23 protein-coding genes are annotated in these 26,141 nt (G+C 71.2%); 15 read left to right on the top strand and 8 right to left on the bottom strand.

What is annotated here, in order from left to right; all coding sequences use genetic code 11:
• The first annotated feature begins 258 nt into the window (after positions 1 to 258).
• A complete protein-coding gene (locus BJY17_RS14915) occupies positions 259 to 1,776 on the top strand; it encodes a deoxyguanosinetriphosphate triphosphohydrolase family protein (RefSeq protein ID WP_179552055.1) in 1,518 nt (505 codons plus the stop codon).
• Here BJY17_RS14915 and BJY17_RS14910 read toward each other — a convergent pair.
• Entirely contained in the window at positions 1,704 to 4,754 is a 3,051-nt protein-coding gene (locus BJY17_RS14910; protein WP_179552054.1) for a hypothetical protein, read from the bottom strand. The genes BJY17_RS14915 and BJY17_RS14910 overlap by 73 nt on opposite strands.
• A gap of 135 nt (positions 4,755 to 4,889) precedes the next feature.
• On the opposite strand from BJY17_RS14910, the gene BJY17_RS14905 reads away from it, so the two are divergent.
• Together BJY17_RS14905 and BJY17_RS14900 are read left to right on the top strand one after the other, a co-directional pair.
• Positions 4,890 to 6,107 carry a pyridoxal phosphate-dependent aminotransferase gene (locus BJY17_RS14905; protein WP_179552053.1) on the top strand — a complete coding sequence of 406 codons (1,218 nt, stop codon included), beginning with the start codon at positions 4,890 to 4,892 and terminating at the stop codon, positions 6,105 to 6,107.
• A gap of 67 nt (positions 6,108 to 6,174) precedes the next feature.
• On the top strand, positions 6,175 to 6,390 hold the full coding sequence (locus BJY17_RS14900; protein ID WP_179552052.1) for a dodecin: 216 nt from the start codon (positions 6,175 to 6,177) through the stop codon (positions 6,388 to 6,390).
• Between the two features lie 9 nt (positions 6,391 to 6,399).
• Here BJY17_RS14900 and BJY17_RS14895 read toward each other — a convergent pair whose 3' ends face one another.
• The gene (locus BJY17_RS14895) at positions 6,400 to 7,305 is read right to left on the bottom strand and encodes a LysR family transcriptional regulator ArgP (RefSeq protein ID WP_179552051.1); all 906 of its coding nucleotides are present in this window, start codon (positions 7,303 to 7,305) and stop codon (positions 6,400 to 6,402) included.
• A gap of 71 nt (positions 7,306 to 7,376) precedes the next feature.
• Between BJY17_RS14895 and BJY17_RS14890 the strand changes: the two genes are divergently transcribed.
• The 10 genes from BJY17_RS14890 to BJY17_RS14840 all read left to right on the top strand — a co-directional run bounded on the left by BJY17_RS14890 (position 7,377) and on the right by BJY17_RS14840 (position 18,274).
• Complete coding sequence (locus tag BJY17_RS14890; protein WP_179552050.1) at positions 7,377 to 8,102, top strand: LysE/ArgO family amino acid transporter; 726 nt, start codon at positions 7,377 to 7,379, stop codon at positions 8,100 to 8,102.
• A 102-nt stretch (positions 8,103 to 8,204) separates the two neighbouring features.
• Positions 8,205 to 9,074, top strand: a complete 870-nt coding sequence (locus BJY17_RS18985) for a YciI family protein (RefSeq protein ID WP_322789856.1) — start codon at positions 8,205 to 8,207, stop codon at positions 9,072 to 9,074.
• Positions 9,075 to 9,085: 11 nt separating this feature from the next.
• Positions 9,086 to 10,423: an RNA polymerase sigma factor gene (locus tag BJY17_RS14875; protein ID WP_179552049.1), complete on the top strand. Its 1,338-nt coding sequence runs from the start codon at positions 9,086 to 9,088 to the stop codon at positions 10,421 to 10,423.
• An 84-nt stretch (positions 10,424 to 10,507) separates the two neighbouring features.
• Positions 10,508 to 11,413 (top strand): ABC transporter ATP-binding protein, encoded by a 906-nt coding sequence (locus BJY17_RS14870; RefSeq protein ID WP_179552048.1) that lies wholly within the window; start codon positions 10,508 to 10,510, stop codon positions 11,411 to 11,413.
• Complete coding sequence (locus tag BJY17_RS14865; protein WP_179552047.1) at positions 11,410 to 12,219, top strand: ABC transporter permease; 810 nt, start codon at positions 11,410 to 11,412, stop codon at positions 12,217 to 12,219. Before BJY17_RS14870 ends, BJY17_RS14865 begins: the two co-directional genes overlap by 4 nt.
• Positions 12,220 to 12,240: 21 nt before the next feature.
• Positions 12,241 to 13,440, top strand: a complete 1,200-nt coding sequence (locus tag BJY17_RS14860; RefSeq protein WP_179552046.1) for a sensor histidine kinase — start codon at positions 12,241 to 12,243, stop codon at positions 13,438 to 13,440.
• Complete coding sequence (locus BJY17_RS14855; RefSeq protein ID WP_179552045.1) at positions 13,437 to 14,069, top strand: response regulator; 633 nt, start codon at positions 13,437 to 13,439, stop codon at positions 14,067 to 14,069. Before BJY17_RS14860 ends, BJY17_RS14855 begins: the two co-directional genes overlap by 4 nt.
• A 70-nt stretch (positions 14,070 to 14,139) precedes the next feature.
• On the top strand, positions 14,140 to 14,784 hold the full coding sequence (locus tag BJY17_RS14850) for a TetR/AcrR family transcriptional regulator (protein WP_179552044.1): 645 nt from the start codon (positions 14,140 to 14,142) through the stop codon (positions 14,782 to 14,784).
• Positions 14,781 to 16,439, top strand: a complete 1,659-nt coding sequence (locus BJY17_RS14845) for an MDR family MFS transporter (RefSeq protein WP_179552043.1) — start codon at positions 14,781 to 14,783, stop codon at positions 16,437 to 16,439. Before BJY17_RS14850 ends, BJY17_RS14845 begins: the two co-directional genes overlap by 4 nt.
• Before the next feature lie 140 nt (positions 16,440 to 16,579).
• Positions 16,580 to 18,274, top strand: a complete 1,695-nt coding sequence (locus BJY17_RS14840; RefSeq protein WP_179552042.1) for a long-chain-fatty-acid--CoA ligase — start codon at positions 16,580 to 16,582, stop codon at positions 18,272 to 18,274.
• A 93-nt stretch (positions 18,275 to 18,367) separates the two neighbouring features.
• On the opposite strand, the gene BJY17_RS14835 is transcribed toward BJY17_RS14840, so the two are convergent.
• The 4 genes from BJY17_RS14835 to BJY17_RS14820 are packed head-to-tail and all read right to left on the bottom strand — an operon-like array spanning position 18,368 to position 20,674.
• Positions 18,368 to 19,132 (bottom strand): ABC transporter permease, encoded by a 765-nt coding sequence (locus tag BJY17_RS14835; RefSeq protein ID WP_179552041.1) that lies wholly within the window; start codon positions 19,130 to 19,132, stop codon positions 18,368 to 18,370.
• Positions 19,129 to 19,950 carry an ABC transporter ATP-binding protein gene (locus BJY17_RS14830; RefSeq protein WP_179552040.1) on the bottom strand — a complete coding sequence of 274 codons (822 nt, stop codon included), beginning with the start codon at positions 19,948 to 19,950 and terminating at the stop codon, positions 19,129 to 19,131. Before BJY17_RS14830 ends, BJY17_RS14835 begins: the two co-directional genes overlap by 4 nt.
• Positions 19,947 to 20,321, bottom strand: a complete 375-nt coding sequence (locus BJY17_RS14825; RefSeq protein WP_179552039.1) for a DUF1048 domain-containing protein — start codon at positions 20,319 to 20,321, stop codon at positions 19,947 to 19,949. The genes BJY17_RS14830 and BJY17_RS14825 overlap by 4 nt, the downstream gene beginning before the upstream one ends.
• A 2-nt stretch (positions 20,322 to 20,323) precedes the next feature.
• Positions 20,324 to 20,674, bottom strand: a complete 351-nt coding sequence (locus BJY17_RS14820; RefSeq protein WP_179552038.1) for a PadR family transcriptional regulator — start codon at positions 20,672 to 20,674, stop codon at positions 20,324 to 20,326.
• Positions 20,675 to 20,840: 166 nt separating this feature from the next.
• Between BJY17_RS14820 and BJY17_RS14815 the strand changes: the two genes are divergently transcribed.
• Entirely contained in the window at positions 20,841 to 22,469 is a 1,629-nt protein-coding gene (locus BJY17_RS14815; RefSeq protein WP_322789855.1) for a phosphatase PAP2 family protein, read from the top strand.
• Here the strand turns inward: BJY17_RS14815 and BJY17_RS14810 are convergent.
• Together BJY17_RS14810 and BJY17_RS14805 are read right to left on the bottom strand one after the other, a co-directional pair.
• Positions 22,435 to 23,127 (bottom strand): LuxR C-terminal-related transcriptional regulator, encoded by a 693-nt coding sequence (locus tag BJY17_RS14810; RefSeq protein ID WP_179552037.1) that lies wholly within the window; start codon positions 23,125 to 23,127, stop codon positions 22,435 to 22,437. The genes BJY17_RS14815 and BJY17_RS14810 overlap by 35 nt on opposite strands.
• Complete coding sequence (locus BJY17_RS14805) at positions 23,120 to 24,361, bottom strand: ATP-binding protein (RefSeq protein ID WP_179552036.1); 1,242 nt, start codon at positions 24,359 to 24,361, stop codon at positions 23,120 to 23,122. Before BJY17_RS14805 ends, BJY17_RS14810 begins: the two co-directional genes overlap by 8 nt.
• Before the next feature lie 115 nt (positions 24,362 to 24,476).
• Between BJY17_RS14805 and BJY17_RS14800 the strand changes: the two genes are divergently transcribed.
• A complete protein-coding gene (locus tag BJY17_RS14800) occupies positions 24,477 to 26,141 on the top strand; it encodes a PspC domain-containing protein (RefSeq protein ID WP_179552035.1) in 1,665 nt (554 codons plus the stop codon).

The following is a 26,141-nucleotide window of genomic DNA, read 5'->3' as shown; positions in this document are numbered from 1 at the left end:
GACCGGGGCTGTTCCACTGGTTGCCGAGCGCCACGATTCACTGCGTTTCTCACCAGGTGAATGCCCGAAAATAGGCGCAATGAATCTTGGCTGACTTCAACAACCTCACCAAGTGTATGCGACGCCGCAGGCAGAGTAAAGCCGAGCGGATGCCCCGCCCTCGGCGACCGCTCCGAGGCATCCGAGTCGGGCGCCTCGACGGGGGCTTCAGCATGCTGGTTCTCCGCATCGACGGGGCGCTCGGCCTAGATTGGGCGCATGACGATCGACCGCGCATCGCGCCTCGTACCGGAGCCGCGCAGCAGCGCCGAGGTCACCGGCGAGCACTCGCAGTTCCGACTCGACCTCGAGCGCATCCGGTTCTCGCCGTACTTCTCGCGGCTCTCCGCCGTCACCCAGGTCATCGCGCAGCCGGGCGCCGGGCCCCTCATCCACAACCGGCTCACGCACTCCATCAAGGTCACCGCGGTCGCCAGGGCGATCGCGGTCAAGCTGACGGATGCCGCGTCGCCGGCCCGCGACTTCGCGCTCGAGCACGGCTGCGACGCCGTCGTCGTGCAGGCCGCGGCGAGCGCCCACGACCTCGGGCACCCGCCGTTCGGCCACCTCGGCGAACGCGTGCTCGACCGGCTCGCGCGCGAGACGCTCGGACTCGTCGACGGCTTCGAGGGCAACGCGCAGAGCTACCGCATCCTCACCGCGCTCGACGTCAGCGAGGCCGCCCCCCGCGGGCTGAATCTCACCGCGGCGGTGCGCACTGCCGTCGCGAAGTACCCGTGGACCCGGTACATCGACGCCTCCTCCTTCGGCGACGGGCCGCTGCCGCGCGGCCTTCGCCGCACCGCGCAGGGCGTCGAGGTGCCCAAGTACTCGGCATACGGCATCGACGCGCTCGACCTCGAGCAGGCCCGAGCCGGGCTGCCGCCGATGCAGCAGTCGCTCGAGTGCTCGATCATGGACATCGCCGACGACGTCGCCTACTCGATCCACGACGTCGACGACTTCTACCGGGCGGGCGTGCTCAGCCAGGGCGCCGTGGCGCGGGAGTTCCGCGGCTGGGTCGAGGGCGGATCGGAGCTGCGGCAGCTCGATGAAGCCCAGATCGGCGCCCGCACCGCCCCTGCGGGCAGCGCCCTCGAGGCGCTCCGCCGCAAGTTCGCGCGCGACGACCCGTGGGTGGCCGACGACGACGCGTTCGCCGACGCCGTCGACGTCGTGGCCGACGACCTCGTCGACGGCCTGCTGGCGACGCCGTTCGACGGGTCGATCGCCTCCGAGCGCGCCCTGTCGTCGTTCACCAACCGCTGGATCAGCCACCTGCAGTCATCGGTGGTGCCCGCGCCGCGCGACGTCGTGCGATCGGGCCTCGTGACCCTCGATCGACAGGCCTGGCACGAGGTCGAGATCCTGAAGTTCGTGCATCGCCACTTCATCCTCGACCGCGCCGACATCGTCATGTACCAGCGCGGACTCAGCCGGGTGCTCGCCCGCGCCGTCAAGGGGCTCACCGCATGGGCGACCGACGAGCACGACCGCGACCGGGTGCCGCAACGGCTGAAGGAGCTCGTGGAGATCGCGACCGACGGGTACGCGGCCGTGCGCCATGAGCGCCCCGCCGATGTCCCGATCCCCGCAGCGGGCGATGTGCGCCGCCTCGGGGTCGGTCGCGGCGTGATCGACTACGTCGCCTCGCTCTCCGACGATCAGGCGCTCGCGGTGTCGGAGGCGCTCGACGGCCGCCCCGACCGGCTCTGGGACATCGGCCAGAACCTCTGACCCAGCGCGATGCAGGTCGCACCCGCCGCGACGAGCACGCCGCCGGCGATCGCGACCCACCAGGCGGTGTCGGCCGGGATGTCGAGGTAGACGCTGATGCCGAGGATGCGAGAGAGCCCCCACGGCAGCAGGGCCATCTCGTCGTTCCACACGGTGAGCGCCGCCTCGAGGTCGATCAGGCCGATCAGCGAGCCGAAGACGGCGAGCACGGCGCCGATGCCGGCGACGGCCGCCCCGGTGGCCAGGAGCGCGCCCCGCTCGACGGCGAGCGCCCACGCGGCGGCCACGACGACCCATCCGAACGCGGCGAACGCGAACGCGATGTACACCGAGCGTCCGACGGGGTTCGTCCAGAACTCGAACCAGTAGCCGCCCGGGCCGGTCGGGGTGAGCACTGCCAGGAGCAGCGCCACCCGGAGCATCGCGGCGCCGCCGACGGCGGCGACCACCGGCCACGCCGACCGGCGACCGAGCGCGAGCCAGAGCACACCGACGAACACCGCCCAGCCGCCGAGGGTCACGATCAGGTGCGACGGCGCCAGGAACCAGGTCTGGATGCCGCGGCTCGCCACGAGGAAGGCGGCGGGCACGGCGGCGAGCAGCACCCGGTCGAGGCGGCCGAGCCCCTCGACGACCTCGCGGGCGCGCCACGGCCGGGTGCCGGCGATCCACAGCGCACGTGCGGCCCGGGCCCCGGGCCATCCGGTGCTCCTCCGGCCGCCGATGATGCCGTAGGCGAGCCAGAGCACGAGGAGCCCGAGCACGATCCTGGCCGCCCACGCCATGGGCAGGTCTCGCACCGCCCGCTCGACGCCGAGCTCGGCCGCCGTGAGGTTGTACGCGGGCAGGTACGGGTCGCCGGCGTACGCGGCCTCGTGGGCGGCGGCCGATGCCTCGAACGCCCGCCGCGCGGCATCCCACCGCTCGTAGGCGACGGGGTCGCCCGTGTCGTGCCACTCGGCCTGCCGGAGGAACATCTCGCGGTAGTCGCCGAGCATGGCGTAGGTGTTGGCCTGGTAGTCGAGCGTGTCGAGGAACGCCGTACGCCCTGCGGGGTCGCGCCAGCTCGCGGCATCCGTCGCCTCGATCGCCGCCTGCATGCGCTCGACCGCGGCGATCGCGCGGTCGCCGCCCGCGATCGCCTCGTCGAGCTCGTCGCGGCTGATCTCGTAGATGACGTTCAGCACGGCGCTGTCGCCGGTGAGGATGTCCCACTCGAAGATCCACATCATGGGCGGCGGCTCGAGGCCGATCGCGAAGACCCTGCGGTCGGCGAAGGGGCCGATGTAGAGCCCGTCGGCGATGGCCTCGCGCGACTGGGACATCGCCTCGCCGATCGCCGCGACGGTCGCCGGGTCGCCCGAGAACCAGCGCCTGGCCCAGTCGGCCGTGATCGCGGCGGGGTCGGCTTCGGGGTCGCGTGCGAGGCGCACCGTGAGCTCGGTGTTGAGCTCGTAGAGCTGCCAGAACCCGGCCTTCAGCTCGAGCGAGAGCGGCCCGGCGCGCCAGGGGCCGCCGTCCTGCGTCCACGTCCAGATGCCCTCGACGTGCGGGTTCGCCGCGATGAAGCGCTGCACGGCCTCCTGCGAGAGCACCCCGAGATCGTTCGGGAACGCGCCGAAGTTCTCGAACTCCCGCCGGCTCTGGAACTCGACGATGCGGCGCTGCTCGCCGATCTCGAGGGTGTGGTTCAGCGGCAGGTGGCTGTAGAAGTCGCCGAGCGTGTACTTCGTCGAGACGATGAGCGCCTCGGAGTCGATGCCGCCGAGCACCGCCTCGTACGAGGCGTCGTTCGTGTGCATGTCGCCGACGGCGCCGACGCCGACGCTCCACGAGCGGAAGATCACCTCGCGGTCGACGCGCTCGGCCTGCTCGGTGAACGCCGTGAGCATGGCGCGAACCGAGTCGACCGTCGTGACGGCGAGCTTCGAGTAGTAGTCCCACCCGGGCAGGTCGTAGACGCGGCCCGCCTCGCCGATGCGGATGAGCACGCCGTCGAGGTAGGGCATCTCGGCGTAGAGCTCGTCGAGGCCCGCCGAGTAGACGTCCCAGAACTCGGGGTCCTCGGTCGCGAGGCCGCCGAAGCGGTCGACGAGGTACTCCTCGAGCGGCGTCGTGAGGGTGAGCATGTCGGTGCGGAAGTACACATCGAGCCCCGCGTCGTGGGCGTACTCCCACATCGGCCCGAACGCCTCGCGCATGGCGTGCGCGCGGGCGACGTGCGTGTCGTCGGCGCCGTAGACCTCGGTGCCGTCGCCGACGCCCGAGAAGGTGAGGTACTCGACGAACCCCGGGATGGCGATCGCGTTGTAGCCCTCGGCGAGCGCGTGGCGCACGTACGCCTCGAAGTCGGTACGGGCGACCGCGAGCGCGGCGTCGTCGATGTACGGCGCCTCGGCGAGGATGACGTCGGCGAACGCCTTCGAGTTGTGCGAATAGTCGTCGCCGGCCGCCCACTCCGACTCGTCGACCGTCACTCCGACGGCGCCGAGGTCGACCATGCGGAACCCGAGTCGCGATTCGACGGTCTCACCCAGGTGCTCGGCCACGCTCCGGCGGTCGCGCACCGCGGCGGCGAGGTCGTAGACGCCGAGCACCGCACCGGCTTCGGATGCCGCGACCACGCGCAGCGCGTCGGGAGCACCCTCGAGCCGGTACGACTCGTCATCGTCGCTCCCCTCGCCGACGACGACCTCGAGGGCGGCGGAACCGTCGGTGGTCTCCGCCTCGGCGACGGCGGCGCGCAGTTCGTCGACCGCGAGATCCATGCGGAGCGAGGGCGGCGCGGTGATCGCCGTGAACTCGGGCGGAGCGATCGACGCCGTCTCGGGGGCGGCCGTCAGCGCCTCGGCAGGGATGTCGGACGACTCGCTGCGGATGCCGAGCTCGTCGGCGAGCACGACGGCGATGCCGGCGCCGAGCGCCACGAGCACCGTGAGCGCGACTCCGGCGAGGAGACCCCGTCGGGTTCGCGCCATCACGAGGGCAGCGTAGCAAGAGTGGGACGCGCGTCCCAGAGAAATCTTCAACCGGACGGATTGCCCGTGGTTCGCGTCGATTTCGGGTCACCCTGCGTCTGTCACACGGCATACCCCACGCCGTAGGCTTGGGGCGTGACCGAACACCCTCGCCTCTCCGCCCGCATCGCCGCCATCGCCGAGTCCGCGACCCTCAAGGTCGATGCGAAGGCGAAGGCCCTCCAGGCCGAGGGGCGCCCGGTCATCTCGTACGCGGCGGGCGAGCCCGACTTCGCGACGCCCGAGTACATCGTCGAGGCGGCGCTCGCGGCCACGCACGACCCGAAGAACTACCGGTACACGCCCGCCGCCGGTCTGCCCGAGCTGCGCGAGGCCGTCGCGGCGAAGACGCTGCGCGACTCGGGCCTCGAGGTCTCGCCCGGCCAGGTCGTCGTCACCAACGGCGGCAAGCAGGCGGTCTACCAGGCGTTCCAGACGCTGCTCGACCCGGGCGACGAGGTGCTCGTGCCGACGCCGTACTGGACCACGTACCCCGAGGCGATCAAGCTCGCCGGCGGCCGCCAGGTCGACGTCTTCGCCGGCTCCGACCAGGGCTACCTCGTGACCGTCGAACAGCTCGAGGCCGCCCGCACCGACCGCACCAAGGTGCTGCTCTTCGTCTCGCCGTCGAACCCGACCGGCGCCGTGTACTCCCCCGAGCAGACCCGCGAGATCGGCGAGTGGGCGCTCGAGCACGGCATCTGGGTCGTCGCCGACGAGATCTATCAGAACCTCACCTACGCCGAGGACCCCGACGGCGTGCCGCCGCGCGCCGTCTCGATCGTCGAGGCCGTGCCCGAGCTCGCGAACCAGACGATCCTCGTCAACGGCGTCGCGAAGACGTACGCGATGACGGGTTGGCGCCTCGGTTGGATGGTCGGTCCCGCCGACGTCATCAAGGGCGCCGCGAACCTGCAGTCGCACCTCTCGTCCAACGTGTCGAACATCTCGCAGCGTGCCGCGATCGCCGCGCTCAACGGCCCGCAGGACGCCGTGGAAGAGATGCGCCGAGCGTTCGACCGCCGCCGCCGCACGATCGTCGCCGAACTCTCGAAGATCGACGGCATGACCGTGCCGGTGCCGCAGGGCGCGTTCTACGTGTACCCCGACGTCACGGGCCTGCTCGGCCGCGAGTGGGGCGGTGTCACGCCGACCACCTCGCTCGAGCTCGCCGACCTGATCCTCGACCAGGCCGAGGTCGCCGCGGTACCGGGTGAGGCGTTCGGCCCGTCGGGCTACCTGCGCCTCAGCTACGCCCTCGGCGACGCCCCGCTGCTCGAGGGTGTGCAGCGGCTGCAGCGCCTCTTCGCCTGAGCGAGCGGTCGCGGAGTAACCTCGGCATCAGCGGGTACAACGGCGTCCCCCGCCAGAGGAGCGCACCATGACCAATCACACCTACCGCGTCACTGAGATCGTCGGCACGTCACCCGACGGCATCGACGCGGCCATCAAGAACGGCATCGCCCGCGCATCGGCGACGATACGCAACATGGACTGGTTCGAGGTGGTCTCGGTGCGCGGAGAGATCGAAGATGGCGCCGTCGCGCACTTCCAGGTCACGATCAAGGTCGGGTTCAAGATCGAAGATCCCACGTAGCACCGACGGTCACGTGCGCAGCTCGCGCCGCGCCTCGGCGATCACCGCCTCGGCGATCGCGTCGAGCAGCGGGGAGCGCAGGTTCCACTGCTGCCAGTAGAGCGGCACGTCGACGGGTGTTCCACCGAGCCGCACGAGTCCACCGTGCTCGAGTTCGACCGACGACTGGAACGCGGGCAGCAGGCCCCAGCCGAGGCCGAGCTTGATCGCCGTTGCGAAGTCGTTCGACGCCGGCACGTAGTGCCGCGGCGGGCGATGCGGGTCGACGCCGCGGCCGCTGAGGTACTCGCGCTGCAGGTCGTCGCGGCGATCGAAGTCGACGACGGGCGCAGCGGCGAGCGCGACGAGGACGGAACCGTCGGCCGCGCCCGGTACGAGACCCCAGCGTTCGGCGAAGGCGGGCGTCGCCACGGCCTCGTAGCGCATGACGCCCAGGGGGCGCACGAGGCATCCGGCCACCGGCGCGGACTGCGAGGTCACCGCACCCAGCACCGTGCCCGACTCGAGCAGCCCCGCGGTGAAGTCCTGATCGTCGCGGTGCAGGTCGAAGACGACCGGGTGGCGCTCCCCCACGCGAGCGAGCGCGGGCAGGAACCAGGTCGCGAGCGAGTCGGCATTGACGGCGAGGGCGAGCGAGATCGGCCGAGCGGATGCCTCGTCGAGCCCGAACTCCGCGAGGGCGTCGTGTTCGAGCAGCGCGACCTGGCGTGCGAGTCGCACGATCGGCGCCCCGGCCTCGGTGGCCCTGACCGGCTTCGATCGCACGACGAGCACCCGCCCGAGCTGCTGCTCGAGCGCCTTGACGCGCTGCGAGACCGCCGAGGGCGTGATGCGCAGTCGCCTGGCCGCCGCATCGAACGTGCCCTCGTCGATGACGACGGCGAGCGTGCGAGCGAGGTCGAGCGGAATCTCCATCTGAAGTCATGCTAATGCCGATGAAGAATCTTGAGCTGGAGTAAGGCCGGTTCGCCGCCTACGGTCGATCCGTGCCCCTCTCCTCCGTGCTCGCCGGCTTCGGCCTCGGCCTCTCGCTCATCGTCGCGATCGGCGCGCAGAACGTCTTCGTGCTTCGGCAGGGCATCCGGCGAGAGCACGTCTTCGCGGTTGCCGCGATCTGCGCGCTGAGCGACCTCGCGCTCATCATGGTCGGCGTCTCGGGCATCGGCGTCGTTCTGACGGCCGTGCCGTGGCTCGTCGACGTCATCCGCTGGGCGGGCGCGGCGTTCCTCGTCGCCTACGGGCTGCTCGCCGCGCGCCGCGCGATCCGGCCGAGCGGCGCGACGCTCGAGGCGGCATCGGCCGAGCGCGAGGTGGACTCGGCCGAGGCGGATGCCGCGGGGCTCGTGGACGCCGGGGCCGGGACACCCGCGGCACCCGCGGACCCCGCGGCATCCGTCTCGACGTCGCTGGCCCGACGGAGCACCGGCCTCGCCGCAGCCGTGCTGACCTGCCTCGCCCTCACCTGGCTGAACCCGCACGTGTACCTCGACACGGTGTTCCTGCTCGGCTCGGTCGCGAATACCCACGGCGACGCCCGCTGGGCGTTCGCGGCGGGTGCCGGCATTGCGAGCATCGTCTGGTTCTTCGGCCTCGCCTACGGCGCACGGCTCCTCGGCGGCGTGCTCTCGAGCCCCCGCGCGTGGCGCGTGCTCGACGCCGTCATCGCCGTCGTCATGGTCGGCCTCGGCGTCATGCTCGTGCTGCCGCACTGAGCGGCTTCCGCACCGGATCCCGCCGATCACCGCACCGGTGTCGAGAACGGCTATCGCCGTTCGTCGTACTTGCGTAGCGTGACCGAGAGAGAGGATTCCACCATGGAATACGCACTGTTCTACGCCGAGGGCGACGACCCCGTCGCCTATGTTCCGGCGGCCGACGACATCGGCGACTGGGTCGACGACCTCGAGGCCAGGGGCGCGTCCGAGTACGGCGAGCGACTGCGGCCCGACCGGGATGCCACGACCGTGCGGGTCCGCGAGGGGCAGCTGCTCGTCACCGACGGCCCGTTCACCGAGTCGAAGGAATCGATCGGCGGCTTCGACATCATCGACGTCGCCGACCTCGACGAGGCGATCGAGATCGCGTCGCGGCATCCTGCCGCCGCCTTCGGGCGTGTCGAGGTGCGCCCGTTCATGCAGTGGCCGGGTGCCGACCCCGCGGCGCGCGTCGTTCCGGCCGGTTTCCGTGAGCGAGTGGCGAACGGCCGTCGGTACCTCATGCTCGTGGTCGCCGATCAGCATGCCGAGCTCGCGGTCATCGGCGACATCGGCGACGGCGAGGCGGCTCCGAGCGAAGACGGGGCGACCGACGATCCCGACGCCTGGGTCGACGAGATGGACGGCCGCGGAACCCGCCTCTTCGGCGAGGTGCTGCGCGGTCCCGACGATGCGACGTTCGTGCGTCGACGCGCAGGCGAGGTGCTCGTCAGCGACGGCCCGTTCTCCGAGTCGAAGGAGTGGGTCGCGGGCTTCGACGTGCTCGAGGTGCGCGACCTCTCCGAGGCGATCGAGGTGGCGTCGAAGCATCCGATGGCCAGGGGCGGCACGCTCGAGCTGCGCCCGCTCTGGCCGTTCGACGTGCACGACGACCACGTCGCCCGCCACGAACGGGAGGCCGCCGAGCACGGCATCCGGGTCGAACCGACTGCCGCCGAAGCGCTCGACGCGGTGGGGGCGGGCCGCTGAGCCCCGAAGGCATGGCGGCCGCGGGGCCGGCGCGCGGGGAGGGAGCCGACGGGCTCGCGCCCGAGGTCGCGTCGGCCCTCCGGTCCGCGTTCGACGCGGACTGGGCGAGGGTCGTCGCGACGCTCATCCGCACGACGGGCGACTGGGATGTCGCCGAAGACGCGGCATCGGGGGCGTTCGAACGCGCGGCGGCCACGTGGCCCCGCGACGGCGTGCCGTCGAATCCGGGCGCGTGGCTCACGACCGCCGCCCGCAATCTCGCACTCGACCGGCTCCGGCGTCGCGGCGTCGAGTCGGGCAAGGTCAGGGAGTGGATCTCGATGGAGGCATTCGCGGGACGCACCGGCGGGCCGCCGGACCCGGCCGACGTCGCGGTCGCCCACGACGAACCCGAGTGGGATGATCGCCTGCGCCTCATCTTCACGTGCGCGCACCCGGCGCTGCCGATCGAGTCCCGAGTCGCGCTCACCCTGCGCACGGTGGGCGGTCTCGAGACAGGCGAGATCGCACGCGCGTTCTTCGTGCCCGAGCCGACGATGGCGCAACGCCTCGTGCGTGCGAAGCGGAAGATCCGGCATGCGGGCATCCCCTACCGCGTGCCGCCGCCCGAAGCCCTGCCCGCTCGGCTCGACGGGGTGCTCGCGGTGCTCTACCTCGTCGCCAACGAGGGCTACGTCGCGTCGTCGGGCGACCGCCTGCAACGCGTCGATCTTTCCGTCGAGGCGATCCGGCTCACGCGACTCGTCGTCGACCTGCTCCCCGATGCCTCGGAACCGCGCGCACTGCTGGCGATCATGCTGCTGCAGCACGCGCGGGCGGCGACGCGCGTCGATGCCGACGGGGAGCTCGTGCCCCTCGAGGAGCAGGATCGCGAACGATGGAACCGAGCGCTCATCACCGAAGGACTCGCCCTGCTCGGCCCGATCCAGCCGGGCGGGCGCGGCCCGTACCGGCTTCAGGCGGAGATACAGGCCGTGCACGTTCGCGCACGCACAGCCGAGGAGACGGACTGGGCAGCGATCGTGCGCCGCTACGACGAGTTCGCGATGCTCACGAACGGCGCATCCCCGTTCGTCGAACTCGCCCGCGCGATCGCGATCGGCATGGCGGACGGCGCCGATGCCGGTCTCGCGGCACTCGCGGCACTCGAATCGACCGGCCGCCTCGACGGGTACCACCTGCTGCCGGCCGCGCAGGCCGACTTCCTGCGCCGCTCCGGGAGAACAGCGTCGGCAGCCGCCCGATATCGCGAGGCGATCCCCCTCGCGCCGACGGCACCGGAGCGACGCTTCCTCGAACGCCGTCTCGCCGAGTTGGAGGCCTCAGGCTCCGTTCCGCCCGATCGCTGATCCCCGCCATCCACCGATCGGTGGAGGCCGGAATCGAACCGACGGGGGCTGCCGGCCACCGTGCAGCCGCGAGATGCTCTTGGTATGAACACGACACGCACGGATGCCGCGGTGCGAATCCGCGGGCTCCGCAAGGTCTACGGCGAAGTGACCGCCGTCGACGACCTCGACCTCGACATCGCCCACGGCGAGACGTTCGCCCTGCTCGGCCCCAACGGCGCCGGCAAGTCGACCACGGTCGAGATCCTCGAGGGCTACCGGCTCCGCACCTCGGGCGAGGTGAGCGTGCTCGGCGTCGACCCCGCGCGCGGCGGCCTCGACTGGAAGTCGCGCATCGGCATCGTGCTGCAGTCGAGCGGCGAGACCGGACTCCTCACCGTGACCGAGATACTGCGGCACTTCGCCTCGCTCTACCCGAACCCCCGCGACGTCGACGAGGTCATCGCCGCCGTCGGCCTCGAGGCGAAGGCGAAGACCCGCATCGCGAAGCTCTCGGGCGGCCAGCAGCGCCGCGTCGACGTCGCGCTGGGCATCGTGGGCCGACCCGAGCTGCTCTTCCTCGACGAGCCGACCACGGGCTTCGACCCCGAGGCGCGGCGTCAGTTCTGGGGGCTCATCCGCTCGCTGAAGGCCGAGGGCACGACGATCCTGCTCACGACCCACTATCTCGACGAGGCGGCGCAGCTGGCCGATCGCGCCGGCATCATCGCGGGCGGCCGACTCGTCGACGTCGGCGCCATCGATGAGATCGGCGGGGCCGACGCTCGCCGGCCCATCGTGCGCTGGCGCGACGCGGCCGGCACCACTCGTGAGGTGCGCACCGACGAGCCGGGGTTGCACGTGGCATCCGTCGTCGCCGAACTCGGCCGCGAACCGGCCGGCCTCGAAGTGATCCGCCCGACGCTCGAAGACATCTACCTCGGGCTCGTGCACGACGCTTCGACAGGCGCTGCGAACGAAATCGACGACACCGAGGAGGCCCTCGCATGAGCACCAACCTGATGACCCAGGGCGCGTCCCGCGTCGGCGTCGAGACGAAGACCTACTTCCGGGCCGCCGACACCCTGTTCTTCACCTTCCTCTTCCCGTTCGTGATGCTCGCCATCTTCTCGGCCGCATTCAGCGCCTCGGGCGAGGTCGGTCCCCCCGGGGCCGAGATCTCGATCGCGGCGCTCTACCTGCCGGCGATGATCGCCTCCGGCATCTTCCTGTCGGGCGTGCAGAACCTCGCCATCGACATCGCCCTGGAGAAGTCGAACGGCACGCTGAAGCGACTGGGCGGCACTCCCCTCTCACCCATCGGGTACTTCGCCGGCAAGATCGGCCAGGTCTTCGTCACCGGCACGCTGCAGGCGGGCCTGCTGATCCTCGCCGGATGGCTCGTGCTCGGCATCGACCTGCCGACCGATCCGGCGAAGTGGGTCACGTTCGCCTGGGTGTTCGTGCTCGGCCTCACGACCTGCGCACTGCTCGGCATCGCCCTCTCGGCGCTGCCGCGCTCGGGCAAGAGCGCCGCCGCGGTCGTGATCCCGGTCGGGCTGATCCTCCAGTTCATCTCGGGCGTGTACCTGCAGTGGAACATGCTGCCCGACTGGCTGCAGAACTTCGCGAGCCTGTTCCCGCTCAAGTGGATCGCCCAGGGCATGCGCTCGGTGTTCCTGCCCGAGGGGTGGGAGTCGCTCGAACAGAACGGCTCGTGGAACCTCCCCGGCGTCGCGATCGCCCTCGGCATCTGGCTCGTCGTGGGCTTCGTGCTCTCGCGCATCACCTTCCGGTGGATCCGGCGCGACGCCTAGGGCGCGTGCCAGACTCGCAACATGCTGAACCGACGATGGTGGGATGTCGCGGCGATCGCCGTGGCATCCATCCTCGTGCTCTTCACCCTGTTCGACCCGCCGCCGTACGGACCGAACGACTGGGGCGTCTGGGCCACGACCGGCGCGTTCCTCGTCTTCTACTTCGCCTACGCCAGGGCCCATCTCGGCGTCGACCGGCTCGCACCGCACCTCGTGATCTCGATCGCGTTCGCCGTGCTCGTCGGCGTCGGCGCCTCGTTCGAGCCTTCCTTCGCGATCATCCAGGTGTTCGTCTACCCGTTCATCTGGACGACCGCGCCGTCGATCCGCAGCGCCCTCGTGTCGAACGTGCTCATCGGCGTCGCACTCGCAGCGGGCTACATCGTGCACTTCGGCCCGAGCGGCATCGTCGCGGGGGTCATCAGCGCGATGGTCTCGGTCGGCTTCAGCATCGCACTCGGGCTCTGGATCACGAACATCGCCCTCTACGGCCAGGAGCGCGGCCGCCTGCTCGATGAGCTGCAGGCGGCGCAGGGCCAGCTCGCCGCGATGCACCGCGATGCCGGAGTCGTCGAGGAGCGCGCACGGCTCGCCCGTGAGATCCACGACACGATCGCGCAGAGCCTGACCGGCCTCGTCATGGTCGCGCAGCGCACGGGCACACGTCTCGGCGGGGTCGACGGCGAGACCGCGGCATCCGCTCGCACCGACGTCGAGCTCATGGAGCAGATGGCGCGCGAGGCGCTCACCGAGGCGCGCGGGCTCGTCGCCTCGCTCGCCCCGGTCGAACCGGGGGCCGGGCTCGGTGACGCGCTCGAGCGACTCGCGGCGAGCTTCGAGCGGGAGACGGGCGTCGTCGTGACGGTGACGGCGAGCGCGACCGGCCTCAGCCGCGAACACGAGGTCGTGCTGCTGCGCTCGGCGCAGGAGGGGCTCGCGAACGTGCGCAAGCACGCCAACGCCGGGCACGCGGCTGTGACCGTCGAGTCCATCGGCGGCGAGGTCGTGCTCACGGTCGCCGACGACGGGGTCGGGCCCGGAGCGGCGGCGCCCGGCACCTCGGGCTTCGGCCTCGCCGGCATCCGCGACCGCACCGCGCTCGTCGGCGGATCGTTCGCGATCGAGCCGGGCGACGGCGGTGGCACGGTGCTGCGCGTCGGCATCCCCCGTGCGGATGCCGCGACCGACCCGTCCGCGCTGCCACCGGAGGAAACCGCATGACCATCCGCATCGTCGTCGCCGACGACCACCCGATCGTGCGCGCCGGCATCATCGGCCTGCTCGAGGCCGAGCGGGGGCTCGAAGTCGTCGGCGAGGCCGCGGACGGCGCCGAGGCGGTGAGGGTCGCGGCATCCGAACGTCCCGACCTCGTGCTCATGGACCTGCGGATGCCGCACCTCGACGGCGCCGCGGCGACTGCCCGCATCGTCGCCGAAGTGCCGGGCACCCGAGTGCTCGTGCTCACGACGTACGAGACCGACGACCACATCCTCGCGGCGATCGAGGCGGGGGCGAGCGGCTACCTGCTGAAGGCGGCGCCGCAGGCCGAGATCGTCGCCGGCATCCGCGCCGTGGCGGCAGGTGAGACGGTGCTCGCCCCGTCGATTGCAGCCAAGCTCGTCTCGAGGGTGCGCGCGGACGCGGCATCCGTGACCCCGCCCTCGCTCTCGCCGCGAGAGCTCGAGGTGCTGCGCCTCGTCGCCGACGGCCGCTCGAACCCCGAGATCGCCCGCGCGCTCTTCATCGGCGAGGCGACGGTGAAGACGCACCTGCTGCACGTGTTCGAGAAGCTCGAGGTGAACGATCGCACCCGCGCCGTCACCCGGGCGATGGAGCTCGGCCTGATCTGATCGCGACACCGCAGAGAAGTTGACCGAGCTGATTTTGCACTCTTGATCGAATAGTGCAAACTTGCACTCCATGGACGAGAGTGCAACGAAAACCGGCGGGGTTCGCGAACAGCGCCGCGAGCGCACCCGACGTGATCTCACCAGGTACGCGCGACGCCTCACCGTCGAGCGCGGACTCTCGGGCTTCACCGTCGAGGAGCTCTGCGAACTCGTCGGCGTCTCCCGGCGCACCTTCTTCAACTACTTCCACTCGAAGGACGACGCCGTCGTCGGCCACCGTGACGACACCCTCGACGAGCAGGCGCTCACCGACTTCGTGAACGCCAGGCCGAGCGGCTGCAGCGGCATCTCCCCCACCCTCCTCGACGACCTCGTCGCCCTCGCGATCGCGAGCATCCCGTTCGACGACGACCCGGGCGACGACGAGCCGAACCCCGACCTGATCGTCGAGCGCGAGCCGCAGCTCCTGCCGAAGTTCATCCGCGAGGGCGCGGAGCTCGAACGCACACTCACCGGCGTCATCGCGGTGCGCGAGGGCATCGAGCCCGACGACCCGCGCGCGGCCATGGCCGTGCAGCTCATCGGCACCCTCGTGCGCCGTTCGGCCACCGTCTACTTCTCGCCCGGCAACACGACCCCGTTCTCCGCGCTGCTCGTCGAGTCGCTCGCAGCGGCTCGCGCCGTCTTCACCCCCGCCCCAGAAGGAACCGCATGACCACCGCACCACCCGCAGCGCAGGCGCCAGCCCCGCTGCTGCTCACCAAGCGCCGCATCTGGATCATCTTCTCGGCGCTCATCGCCGGCATGCTGCTCTCGAGCCTCGACCAGACGATCGTCTCGACCGCGATGCCGACCATCGTCGGCCAGCTCGGCGGCGTCGAGCACCAGGCGTGGATCACGACGGCCTACCTCCTCGCGACCACGATCGTGATGCCGATCTACGGCAAGTTCGGCGACGTGCTCGGCCGGCGCAGCCTCTTCCTCATCGCGATCGCGCTCTTCACGATCGCCTCGATCGGCTGCGCGTTCGCGGGCGACTTCTGGAGCTTCGTCGCGTTCCGCGCCATGCAGGGACTCGGCGGCGGCGGACTCATGATCCTCTCCCAGGCGATCATCGCCGACATCGTGCCGGCCTCGGAACGCGGCAAGTACATGGGCCCGCTCGGCGGCATCTTCGGGCTCGCCGCCGTCGCCGGCCCGCTGCTCGGCGGCTACTTCGTCGACCACCTCACGTGGCAGTGGGCGTTTTACATCAACATCCCGGTCGGCATCGCGGCCTTCGCGATCGCCTGGTTCACGCTCACCCTGCCGAGCAAGAAGGCCGAGAAGCGCATCGACATCCTCGGGGTGATGCTGCTGTCGATGGCGACCGTCTGCCTCATCTTCTTCACCGACTTCGGCGGCAGCGCCGACCACGGCTGGGACGCCCTCGAGACCTGGGCCTGGGGGCTCGGCCTGCTCGCCGCGGCATCCGCGTTCGTGTGGGCGGAGGCCAAGGCGGAGGACCCGATCATCCCCCTCTCGCTCTTCAAGAACCCGATCTTCATCAACGCGACCGCGATCGGCTTCACCCTCGGCCTCGGCATGTTCTCGGCGATCGCGTTCGTGCCGACCTTCCTGCAGATGTCGTCGGGCACCTCGGCCGCCGCCTCCGGCCTCCTGATGCTGCCGATGATGGTCGGCATGATGGGCACCTCCATCTGGTCGGGCATCGCGATCGCGAAGAGCGGTCGCTACCGGATGTACCCGATCGTCGGCACCCTCGTCACGGCGATCGCGATGCTCGCGATGACCACGCTGGCCGCGTCGACGCCGATCTGGCTCATCTGCATCTACCTGTTCGTCTTCGGCGCGGGGCTCGGCCTCATCATGCAGGTGGTCGTGCTCGTCGTGCAGAACGCGGTACCCGCCACGATGGTCGGCACGGCGACGAGCACGAACAACTACTTCCGCGAAGTGGGCGCCTCGCTCGGCGTCGCGATCTTCGGCGCGCTGTTCACCACGCGCCTCTCGGAGAACCTCACGAAGGTGTTCACCGATGCCGGAGCCTCGGCCGCCGACGCCGGCAACGCCACCGCGACGCTCGACCCGCAGACACTGGCCGAGCTGCCCGACCCGATCCGCGACGGCATCGTGACCGCATACGCCGACTCGCTCGCGCCCGTGTTCTGGTACCTCATCCCGTTCATCCTCATCGCGTTCCTCTTCGCGCTCTTCCTCAAGCAGATCCCCCTGTCGGAGCAGTCCGGCATGGTCGCCCGCGGCGAGGCGCTCGAGGGCGAGGAGGCGATCGCGGCCGAGCGCGCACTGCACGCCGCCCAGGACGAGGTCGTGTCAGCGACGACCGGGTCGACGCCCGCGCAACGGTAGGTCGCCGCAGGCCGGGCCGGGATGCACGGTTCGGGCACAGCGGATGCCGCCTACGCTGGAGGGTGGCATCCGCACGCGACCGTGGCGCAGACCATGCGCGCCCGCGATCGGCGCGCGCAGGGTGGCCGTGAGAGGCACGTATGAATCCGTACGAACACCGGCCGTGGCTCGCCCACTACGCAGACGGGGTGCCGTCGGCGATCGAGGAGCCGACCCAGACCCTCGTCGACATGATCGACGACGCCGTGCGCCGCTTCCGGCGCCGCACCGCACTCGAGTTCTTCGGCGCCGAGACGAGCTACAGGGAGCTCGGCGAGCAGATCGCCTCGGCCGCAGAGGGGCTGCGCCGCCTCGGCGTCGTCGCGGGCGACCGGGTCGCGCTCGTGCTGCCGAACTGCCCGCAGCACGTGGCCGCGTTCTATGCGGTGCTGCGCCTCGGCGCGATCGTCGTCGAGCACAACCCGCTCTACACGCCGCCCGAGCTGCGGCACCAGTTCGAAGACCACGGCGCCCGTGTCGCGATCGTCTGGAACAGCGTGGCCGACACGGTCGCCGAGTTCCCCAGCGACATCCGGCCCGACCACATCGTGTCGGTCGACCTGACCCGAGCACTGCCCTTCGGCAAGCGGATGGCGCTGCGCCTGCCGATCCCGAAGGCCCGGCGCTCCCGCGCCGCCCTCACGACGACGCCGCGGGCACGCGGACTCGTGGAGTGGAAGCGCCTCACCTCGCGGCGGGCGCTCGCCACGCGGCATCCGCGCCCCTCGCTCGACGACACCGCCGTGCTGCAGTACACGAGCGGCACCACCGGCACCCCGAAGGGCGCCGTGCTCAGCCACCGGAACCTGCGCGCCAACGCGATGCAGGGCCGCGCCTGGGTGCCCGGCCTCGCCGAGGGCGAAGAGGTCTTCTACGGGGTGCTGCCCCTCTTCCACGCGTACGGCATGACGCTCTGCCTGACCTTCGCGATGAGCATCGGCGCACGGCTCGTGCTGTTCCCGAAGTTCGACTCGGGCCTCGTGCTCGACGCCGCGCGCCACTCGCCGCCGACGTTCCTGCCCGCGGTGCCGCCGATCTACGACCAGCTCGTGCACGCCGCGGCACGCCACCCGCGCGCGCTCGAACGCATCCGCTTCGCCATCTCGGGTGCGATGAGCCTGCCGATCGCGACGGTCGACCGCTGGGAGAGCGCGACCGGCGGGCTCCTCGTCGAGGGCTACGGCATGACCGAGTCCTCGCCGATCTCCGTCGGCAACCCGATGGGACCGACCCGGCGGCCGGGCACCGTCGGGGTGCCGTTCCCGAGCACCGAGATCCGCGTCGTCGACCCCGACGAGCCCGACGCCGACCGGCCGGCGGGCGAGGCCGGGGAGCTGCTCGTGCGGGGGCCGCAGGTCTTCCAGGGCTACTGGCGCCGACCGACCGAGACCGCCGAGACGCTGCTGCCCGGCGGGTGGCTCCGCACGGGCGATATCGTGCACGTCTCGGATGACGGGTTCGTCACGATCGTCGACCGGGTGAAGGAGCTCATCATCACGGGCGGCTTCAACGTCTCGCCGTCGGAGGTCGAGGCGGCCCTGCTCGCCCACCCCGACGTGCGCGGCGCCGCGGTCGTCGGGCTGCCGCGGGCCTCAGGCGGCGAGGCGGTCGCCGCGGGCGTCGAGCTCCGCGAAGGCGCCGTCTTCGACGAGGCCGCCCTGCGCGACTTCTGCCGCACGAGCCTCACGCCCTACAAGGTGCCGCGTCGCATCGAGCTCTTCGACGAGCTGCCGCGCTCGCTGATCGGCAAGGTGCTGCGGCGCGCGGTGCGCGATGAGCTGATCGAGCAGGGCTGAGCCCGCGGGGATGACACGACGAAGCTCCCCTCCACCGCGTCGGAGACGGGTGGAGGGGAGCTTCGCGTGAGCGCTCGGGCCTCGGGCTACGGGCTACGAGATCTTGCGCCGGTAGATCGACATCGCCCACACGTAGGCGACGACGAGGATGCCGACGAGCCAGGCGAGCGCGACCCAGATCTCGCTGCCGACTGGCTCACCGGCGAACAGGGCCCGCGTGGAGTTCACGATCGAGGTCACGGGCTGGTTCTCGGCGAACCAGGCGACCGGGGCCGGCATCGAGTCGGTCGGCACGAACGCCGAGCTGATGAACGGCAGGAAGATCAGGGGGTAGCTGAACGCGCTCGCCCCGTCGACCGTCTTCGCCGAGAGACCGGCGACCACGGCGAGCCAGGTCAGCGCGAGGGTGAACATGGCCAGGATGCCGGCGACGGCGAGCCATGCGCCGACGGACGCCCCGGTGCGGAAGCCCATGATGAGGGCGACGCCGATGACGATCGCGACCGACACGAGGTTCGCCACCACCGAGGTGAGCACGTGCGCCCAGAGCACACTCGACCGCGCGATCGGCATCGACTGGAACCGCTCGAAGATGCCGCCCTGCAGATCGAGGAACAGGCGGTACGCGGTGTACGCGATGCCCGACGCGATCGTGATGAGCAGGATTCCGGGGAGCATGTAGTTGATGTACGACTCGTCGGATCCGGTGTTGATCGCCCCGCCGAGCACGTAGACGAAGAGCAGCATCAGCGCGATCGGCGTGACCGCGGTGGTGATGATCGTGTCGGGGCTGCGGAGGATGTGGGTCAGCGATCGGCCGGTGAGGACACGGGTGTCGCTGAGGACGTGGGTGGTCATCGTGATTCCTTTCCTGCCTTGGCCGCGCTGCCTGCGCGGTCGGCATCGTCCGTTTCGGTCTCGCCGGTGTCTCCGACGAGGGTGAGGAAGACCTCTTCGAGCGTGGGCTGCTTCTCGACGTACTCGACCGTGGCGGCCGGGAGGAGCTGCTTGAGTTCGGAGAGGGTGCCGTTCTGGATGATCGTGCCCTTGTGCAGGATCGCGATGCGGTCGGCGAGCTGTTCGGCCTCGTCGAGGTACTGCGTCGTGAGCAGCACGGTCGTGCCCGCTTCGGCGAGCTTCTTGACGGTCTGCCACACCTCGATGCGCGCCTGCGGGTCGAGGCCGGTGGTCGGCTCGTCGAGGAAGATGATCGGCGGGTTGCCGATCAGGCTCATCGCGATGTCGAGCCGGCGGCGCATGCCTCCGGAGTAGGTCGCCGTCTTTCGGCCACCCGCCTCGGTGAGCGAGAAGCGGGCGAGCAGCTCGTCGGCGATGGCGCCCGGGTTCTTCAGGTGCCGCAGCTTCGCGATGAGCACGAGGTTCTCGCGCCCCGTGAGCACCTCGTCGACGGCGGCGAACTGGCCGGTCAGGCTGATCGCCTCACGCACGTCGCCCGGGCTGGCGGCGACGTCGAGGCCGTTGACGGTCGCGGTGCCGGCGTCGGCCTTCGCAAGCGTCGAGAGGATGCGGACGAGGGTGGTCTTGCCCGCTCCGTTCGAGCCGAGCAGGGCGAAGATGCTGCCCCGCGCGACGTCGAAGTCGACGCCCCGCAGCACGTGCAGGTCTTTGAACGACTTCTCGATGCCCCGTACTCGGATGGCTGCTTCGGTGGTCATCGTTCTTCCTTCCCTTCGAGGTTCTGGATGGTTTCGGTGAGGCGGTTGCGCTCCTTGTCGATCCAGCGCTTGCCGGCGTACGCCGCGGCGAATGCCTCGGCGAACTCGACCGGGTCGTCGCCGACGATGTCCTCGACCGGCGTCTGGTCGACGGCGGCCCGCTCCCACAGATCGGCGAAGTCGTTCAGCATCGTGAGCATCACGGCGGAGTCGCCGTCGGTGATGCCGCCGTTGTACATGAAGTAGCGCTCGAAGGCCTTCGCGGCGGTGCCGTAGGGCTCGGGCAGGGCCGCGATGCGGGCCTTGTACCGGCGGTACGCCTTCTTGTCGTCGAGCGATCCGGTGATCAACTCGTACCACTTCGCAGCCATGGTCATTCTCCTTCTTCGTTCGTGCGTTCGATGCGGTGGTGCAGCTGTTCGATTCGTTCTGCGAGGAAGCTCCACGTCCTCCAGAACTCATCGAGGTATGCGCCGCCCTGTGCGTTGATCGTGTAGACCTTGCGCGGCGGGCCCTTCTCCGACGGAACCTTCTCGACGTCGACGAGGCCGCGCTGCTCGATCCTGACCAGCAGGGCGTAGACGGTGCCCTCGGCGATGTCGGAGAAGCCCTCGTCGCGAAGTCGGGCCGTGATCTCGTACCCGTAGGCCGGACTCACGGCCAGGATCGCAAGGACGATGCCCTCGAGCGTGCCCTTCAGCATCTCGGTGGTCTGCTTGCCCATGGAGCCCCTCCTTTCACTACTTGGTGTGACTGATTACTGGTACATAGTAAGCATGAGTACCGGTAGATAGCAACACTGAATAGCAGAATTCTTTTCAGAGCGTCCGGCTCCGCGGCCGGCGGCGCAACCCGTCGACGGCGCGGCGCACCGCGCCTACGATGGCGGCGTGATCTTCCGCAGCGTTCGCATCGCCGTCCAACGGACGAGGATCCTGCCAGCCTGGGTCCGGCGAGCGGATGCCGCGGCCGCACGTGCGGTGAACGCCCGCCGCACGCACCCCATGGCCGATCGCTTCTGGTCGCGCGTCTCGGGCTTCGCCGACCGCGGCGTGCTCTGGTGGACCATCGCGGGCGTGCTCGCCGTGCTCGGACACCGACGCACGGCAGCGCGCGCCCTCGGTTCGCTGCTCGTCGCGAGCGCGCTCACCAACGTGATCGCCAAGCAGCTCTTCGGGGGCGACCGGCCCCTGCTCGCCGATGTGCCGATCGGGCGGCACCTGCCGAGGCCGCCCGTCACCCCCTCGTTCCCGTCGGGGCACTCGGCGAGCGCCGCGGCCTTCGTGACCGGCATCGCGATCGAGCAGCCTCGCCTCGGCGCCGCATTGGCACCGGTCGCGCTCGGGGTCGCCTACTCGCGGCTGCACACCGGCGCGCACTGGCTGTCCGACGTCGTCGGCGGGCTCGCGCTCGGCGCCGGAGTCGCGGGCCTGAGCGCCGCCATCGCGCGCCCGGGCGCAGGAGACGTCGACGCCCCGGCGCCGAGCGGTGCCGACCGCCGCCTGCCCGAATCGCCCGACGGCGCCGGCGTCTTCATCGTCGTCAACCGGGCGTCGGGCACGAGCGTGCTTCGCACCGACCCGATGCAGGTGCTCGAGCGACGCCTGCCGCGAGCCGAGCTGCACGTGCTCGACGGCGACGACCCCGCCACCGCCGTGCGTGCAGCGCTGGCCCGCGACGAACCGCCGCGCATCGTGGGAGTGTGCGGCGGCGACGGCTCGGTCGCCGCCGTGGCACACGAGGCTCGCGCGGCCGGAGTCCCGCTCCTCGTCGTGCCCGGAGGCACGTTCAACCACTTCGCGCGCACGGCGGGCGCGGCATCCGTCGACCTCGCGGTCGATGCCCTGCAGCGCGGCGAGGGCGTGCGAGCGGATGTCGCCGAGCTCCGCTTCGCCGACGGGCCGCCGATCACGGTGCTGAACACCGCCTCGGTCGGGCTCTACCCCGATTTCGTCGCCGAGCGCGAGCGGCACGAGAAGCGGTGGGGCAAGTGGCTCGCCGCCGTCGCCGCGGCAGCGCGGGTGCTGCGCCGCTCGGCTCCGGTGACCGTGATCGTCGGCGGGCGGCGGGCGCGCGTCTGGACCCTGTACGTGGGCGTCGGGCCCAACGACCCCGGCATCGCCGCGCCCATGCAGCGTCGACGACTCGACGGGGGCGTGCTCGACGTGCGGATCCTCCACGCCGGCTCGCGGGTTCGGGCCGCCGGAGCGCTCGCCTTCGGTCGTCGCACGAGTGCCGTGCTCCGGCGCATCCGCCTGCTGCCGGAGCGCCTCGAGTCGTTCACGACCGCATCGATCGAGGTGCTCGTGCGGCCCCGGCACGGGCAGCCGCCCGGATTCGCCCACGACGGCGAGGTGGCGCTCGAGGCGCCGGCCGAGGCATCCGCCCGCACCGCATCGCCGGGCTACCGCACGAGCGTGCGGATCGTGCCGGCGGCGCTCGACGTGTATCGGCCGGCGAGCGACGGCACGGCGAGAGCAGGCGCTACAGCAGGCGCCGCGCGTTCGCCCAGGCCGTGAGCTCGTGTCGGCTCGAGAGCTGGAGCTTGCGCAGCACCGCCGACACGTGCGTCTCGACGGTCTTGGTCGAGATGAAGAGCTCGGCGGCCACCTCCTTGTAGGCGTAGCCGCGGGCGATCAGCCGCATGACCTCCTGCTCGCGCGCCGAGAGCCGGTCGAGTTCATCGTTCGCCGACGCGGTCTCCCCCACCGGGGCGCCGAACGCGTCGAGCACGAAGCCCGCGAGCTTCGGCGAGAACACGGCGTCGCCGCCGGCCACGGCGTGCACCGCTCGGCTGACATCGGCGCCCGATGAGCCCTTCGTGATGTAGCCGCGGGCGCCGGCGCGGATGACACCGACGACGTCTTCGGCCTTGTCCGAGACCGAGAGCGCGAGGAACCGCGTCGAGGTCTCGGCGCCGTCCTGAGCCTGTCGAAGGGATGCCGCGGCGCGCCGGATCACCTCTGCGCCGCCGCTCGTGCCCACCGGCACGGCCACCCCGGGCAGGTGCACGTCGAGGAGCACCACGTCGGGCGCGGCATCCGTCACCACTGCGACCGCGGACTCGACGTCATGGGCCTCGCCGACGACCTCGATGGTCTCGTCGAGGTCGGCCTTCAGACCCGACCGGAAGATCGAGTGGTCGTCGACGATCACGACCCGCACCCGCTCAGCCACGATTGCCCTCCACCCGTTCGGCGGCCGGGAACCGCAGTCGCACCTCGGTGCCCACGCCGCCCACGCCCGGGCGCACCTCGCCCGAACCGCCGGCGCGGCGCATGCGGCCGATGATCGACTCGCGCACCCCGAGCCGGTCGCCGGGCACGTCGGCGAGCGCGAAGCCGGGGCCGCGGTCGCGCACGAACACCTCGACGGACTCCGGCGTCGACTCGACGTACACCGACACCTCGCCGCCCGCGTGCCGCGCGGCGTTCAGCATCGCCTCGCGGGCGGCCGCCGCCATCTCGCCGCTCGCGCGCTCCCGCGACTCCCCCACGACGACGACGTCGACCGTCACCGCGTAGTCGATCTCGAGCGCGGCGCCGAAGTCGCGGAGGTCGGTGCCGAGGTCGCTGTCGGCGGGAGTGTCGCCCGCGAAGAGCCAGTCGCGCAACTCCCGCTCCTGCGCCCGGGCGATGCGGGCGACCTCGCTCGTGGCGCCAGCCCGGTTCTGGATGAGCGCGAGCGTCTGCAGCACCGAGTCGTGCAGGTGCGCGGCGATCTCGCTGCGCTGCTCCTCGCGGATGCGCTTCGTGCGCTCGGCGGTGAGGTCGCGCCACGAGGCGATGAGCGTGGGCACGTAGACGAGGGCGATGCCGATGACCGCGGCGAGCGCGGCGACGAATGCGGGCACCGGGAACCAATGGGCGGCCGGGCCGAGCACGACGAGCAGCGCGGTCATGGCGAGCAACGTCGTCGCGACGATGCGGATCGCCAATTCGTTGCGCGGTCCGCGCTCGGGATCCGGTCGGTCGATGAAGGTCGCCCACATGCCCGCGGAGACGGTCAGGACGACACCACCGAGCGTGACGAGCATCCAGGGGCCGAGTCCGTCGTACGTCGACGGCGTCACCGCTCCGGCTGTGGCCATGCTGATCACGAGCAGAACCGTGCCGCCCACGAGCAGGAGCCAGGCGACCGGAGCGCGCCGGGTCGGGCGCTCCTCGCCCGGCGCCCACGGCGTGAACACCCAGAGCCAGAGGTAGAGCAGCAGCCCGGCGCCGCTCGCGAGGCTCGTCACGACGAACGCGGTGCGCACGATCCAGACGGGCCAGCCGAGATGGGCCGCGAGCCCCGCCGAGACGCCGGTGGCCATGCAGGCACGCGGCCTCGTCAGCCGGGGAGCGGATGCCGCGGCGTCGGGGGGCACGGATGCCGCGGCATCCGTCACCTCTTCCGCACGCGACTCCATGCCTGCAATCCAAGCAGACGAGCGGGCGTGCGCCCCGGCCCCGGCTCCCCGATCAGGGTCGAATCAGGGATTCACCCCATGGCGGCCCATCCGTCGCCCCTGCCAGCATCGAAGCATGGAGACGAACCCGACCGCCCCCGAGGCGGACCCAGTGCAGGACGACGTGAAGGGGGACTCCACGGCGTCCGGCCCGAATGCCCACGGGGCGGCGGGAGCGACTCCATCCTCCGGTGACCCCGGCGCGGCGACACCCGCGCCGGGCACCGGCACCGGCCTCTACGACTGGCTCCGCCGACTCGGCGTGCCCCGTCGCGCCGGCTGGCTCGGCGGCGTCTGCGCCGGCGTCGCCGCCCGCCTCGGCATCGACCCGATCATCGTGCGCGGCATCGTCGTCGTCGTCGCGGTGCTCGGTGCCCCATTCGTGCTGCTCTACGCGATCGCGTGGCTGCTGCTGCCCGACACCGAGGGCGAGATCCACGTCGAGCGGCTGATCCGCGGCATCGTCGACCCGGCGATCGTCGGCATCGCCGTGATGGGCGTCATCGGCCTCATCCCCCTCGTCCAGGGCGGGTGGCTCGGCTGGCGCTGGTGGCCGGACTGGCCGACGTTCATCGACCCGATCTTCGGCTTGGACCTCGCCTGGCCGCTCCGGGTGCTGTGGGTGCTCATCGTCATCGTCGCGATCGTCGCGTTCGTCGTCTGGCTCGCGCAGCGGGCCTCCCAGAACTCCCCGAGCGGCGTCGGCGCGCGAATGGCTTCCGCGGCCGCCGGCGCCGCTCCGGGGCACCCCTCGACCGCCGCATTCGCAGCAGCGGCTGCACCGGCCACGGCGTCGGCACCGGCTCCCGCCGACTCCCCCGGCGCAGCGACGGACGCCTCGACGGCCGTGCCGACCACGGAACCACCGGTTCCCGCCGAAGGCGCTGACGCCGCGGCGATCGCCGAGTGGCGGGCCCAGCACGAGGCGTGGCGCGTCTCGCACGCCGAGTGGAAGTCGGGTCAGGAGCAGGCCGAACGAGCCGCCCGGGCACAGGCGGCAGCGGAGAACAAGGCGAAGGCGCGCGAGCTGACCGCTCAGGCGGATGCCGCACGCGCAGCGCGCCGCGCCAGTCGCCCCAGGGCGAGCGCCGCGTTCGTGTTCACCGTGCTCGGCCTGGCGCTGGTCGGCGGCTCGATCGCCGCGATCTGGGCGCTCAACACGCCCGACGTGGCCGGGTTCGCGATCCCGATCGCCCTGGCGGTCGCGACGCTGCTGCTCGCGGTCGGCATGGTCGTCGCGGCGCTCCGGCGACGACGCAGCGGCGCCCTCGCCTTCACGACGCTGCTCTCCGCCCTCGCGATGACGGTGGCCGTGATCGCCGCGTCGGTCCTGCCGGCCGGCGTGCTGGTGCCGCCGAACTACAGCGTCTCGCTCGACCGCTCCCAACGACTCGTGCAGCCATACGGCGACGCCTACGTCTACGCCACCCCGTGGTTCCGCGATGTGGCGCCCGTCGTCGAGCTCACACAGGGCACCGGCGACACCTGGATCACGATCGACCCCGACACCGAGGTCGTGCTCGACGCGAGCCGGGCCGGCGAGATCGAGATCACCGCGTACTCGCAGGACTTCTCCTCGACCACCACACCGCAGATCGGCGGCCTCGATCGCGGCGCGCTGATCCTCGGCGGCGAGGACATCGTGCGCGAGTTCCACGCGAGCGATGAACCCGTCGACGCGAAGATCGTGCTCGAGCAGGGCTCCGGCATGGTGCACATCGAGATCCGCGAAGGGGAATGA

Source organism: Agromyces hippuratus (assembly GCF_013410355.1).
Lineage (GTDB): Bacteria > Actinomycetota > Actinomycetes > Actinomycetales > Microbacteriaceae > Agromyces > Agromyces hippuratus.
Note: the sequence above shows the minus strand (reverse complement) of the source record. Positions and strands in the feature narration are given on the sequence as shown.

Coding starts and splice junctions, on each gene's coding strand:
- BJY17_RS14915 (WP_179552055.1), top strand. CDS start 259: ATGACGATCGACCGCGCATCGCGCCTCGTACCGGAGCCGCGCAGCAGC.
- BJY17_RS14910 (WP_179552054.1), bottom strand. CDS start 4,754: ATGGCGCGAACCCGACGGGGTCTCCTCGCCGGAGTCGCGCTCACGGTG.
- BJY17_RS14900 (WP_179552052.1), top strand. CDS start 6,175: ATGACCAATCACACCTACCGCGTCACTGAGATCGTCGGCACGTCACCC.
- BJY17_RS14895 (WP_179552051.1), bottom strand. CDS start 7,305: ATGGAGATTCCGCTCGACCTCGCTCGCACGCTCGCCGTCGTCATCGAC.
- BJY17_RS18985 (WP_322789856.1), top strand. CDS start 8,205: ATGGAATACGCACTGTTCTACGCCGAGGGCGACGACCCCGTCGCCTAT.
- BJY17_RS14875 (WP_179552049.1), top strand. CDS start 9,086: ATGGCGGCCGCGGGGCCGGCGCGCGGGGAGGGAGCCGACGGGCTCGCG.
- BJY17_RS14870 (WP_179552048.1), top strand. CDS start 10,508: ATGAACACGACACGCACGGATGCCGCGGTGCGAATCCGCGGGCTCCGC.
- BJY17_RS14865 (WP_179552047.1), top strand. CDS start 11,410: ATGAGCACCAACCTGATGACCCAGGGCGCGTCCCGCGTCGGCGTCGAG.
- BJY17_RS14860 (WP_179552046.1), top strand. CDS start 12,241: ATGCTGAACCGACGATGGTGGGATGTCGCGGCGATCGCCGTGGCATCC.
- BJY17_RS14855 (WP_179552045.1), top strand. CDS start 13,437: ATGACCATCCGCATCGTCGTCGCCGACGACCACCCGATCGTGCGCGCC.
- BJY17_RS14850 (WP_179552044.1), top strand. CDS start 14,140: ATGGACGAGAGTGCAACGAAAACCGGCGGGGTTCGCGAACAGCGCCGC.
- BJY17_RS14845 (WP_179552043.1), top strand. CDS start 14,781: ATGACCACCGCACCACCCGCAGCGCAGGCGCCAGCCCCGCTGCTGCTC.
- BJY17_RS14840 (WP_179552042.1), top strand. CDS start 16,580: ATGAATCCGTACGAACACCGGCCGTGGCTCGCCCACTACGCAGACGGG.
- BJY17_RS14835 (WP_179552041.1), bottom strand. CDS start 19,132: ATGACCACCCACGTCCTCAGCGACACCCGTGTCCTCACCGGCCGATCG.
- BJY17_RS14830 (WP_179552040.1), bottom strand. CDS start 19,950: ATGACCACCGAAGCAGCCATCCGAGTACGGGGCATCGAGAAGTCGTTC.
- BJY17_RS14825 (WP_179552039.1), bottom strand. CDS start 20,321: ATGGCTGCGAAGTGGTACGAGTTGATCACCGGATCGCTCGACGACAAG.
- BJY17_RS14820 (WP_179552038.1), bottom strand. CDS start 20,674: ATGGGCAAGCAGACCACCGAGATGCTGAAGGGCACGCTCGAGGGCATC.
- BJY17_RS14805 (WP_179552036.1), bottom strand. CDS start 24,361: ATGGAGTCGCGTGCGGAAGAGGTGACGGATGCCGCGGCATCCGTGCCC.
- BJY17_RS14800 (WP_179552035.1), top strand. CDS start 24,477: ATGGAGACGAACCCGACCGCCCCCGAGGCGGACCCAGTGCAGGACGAC.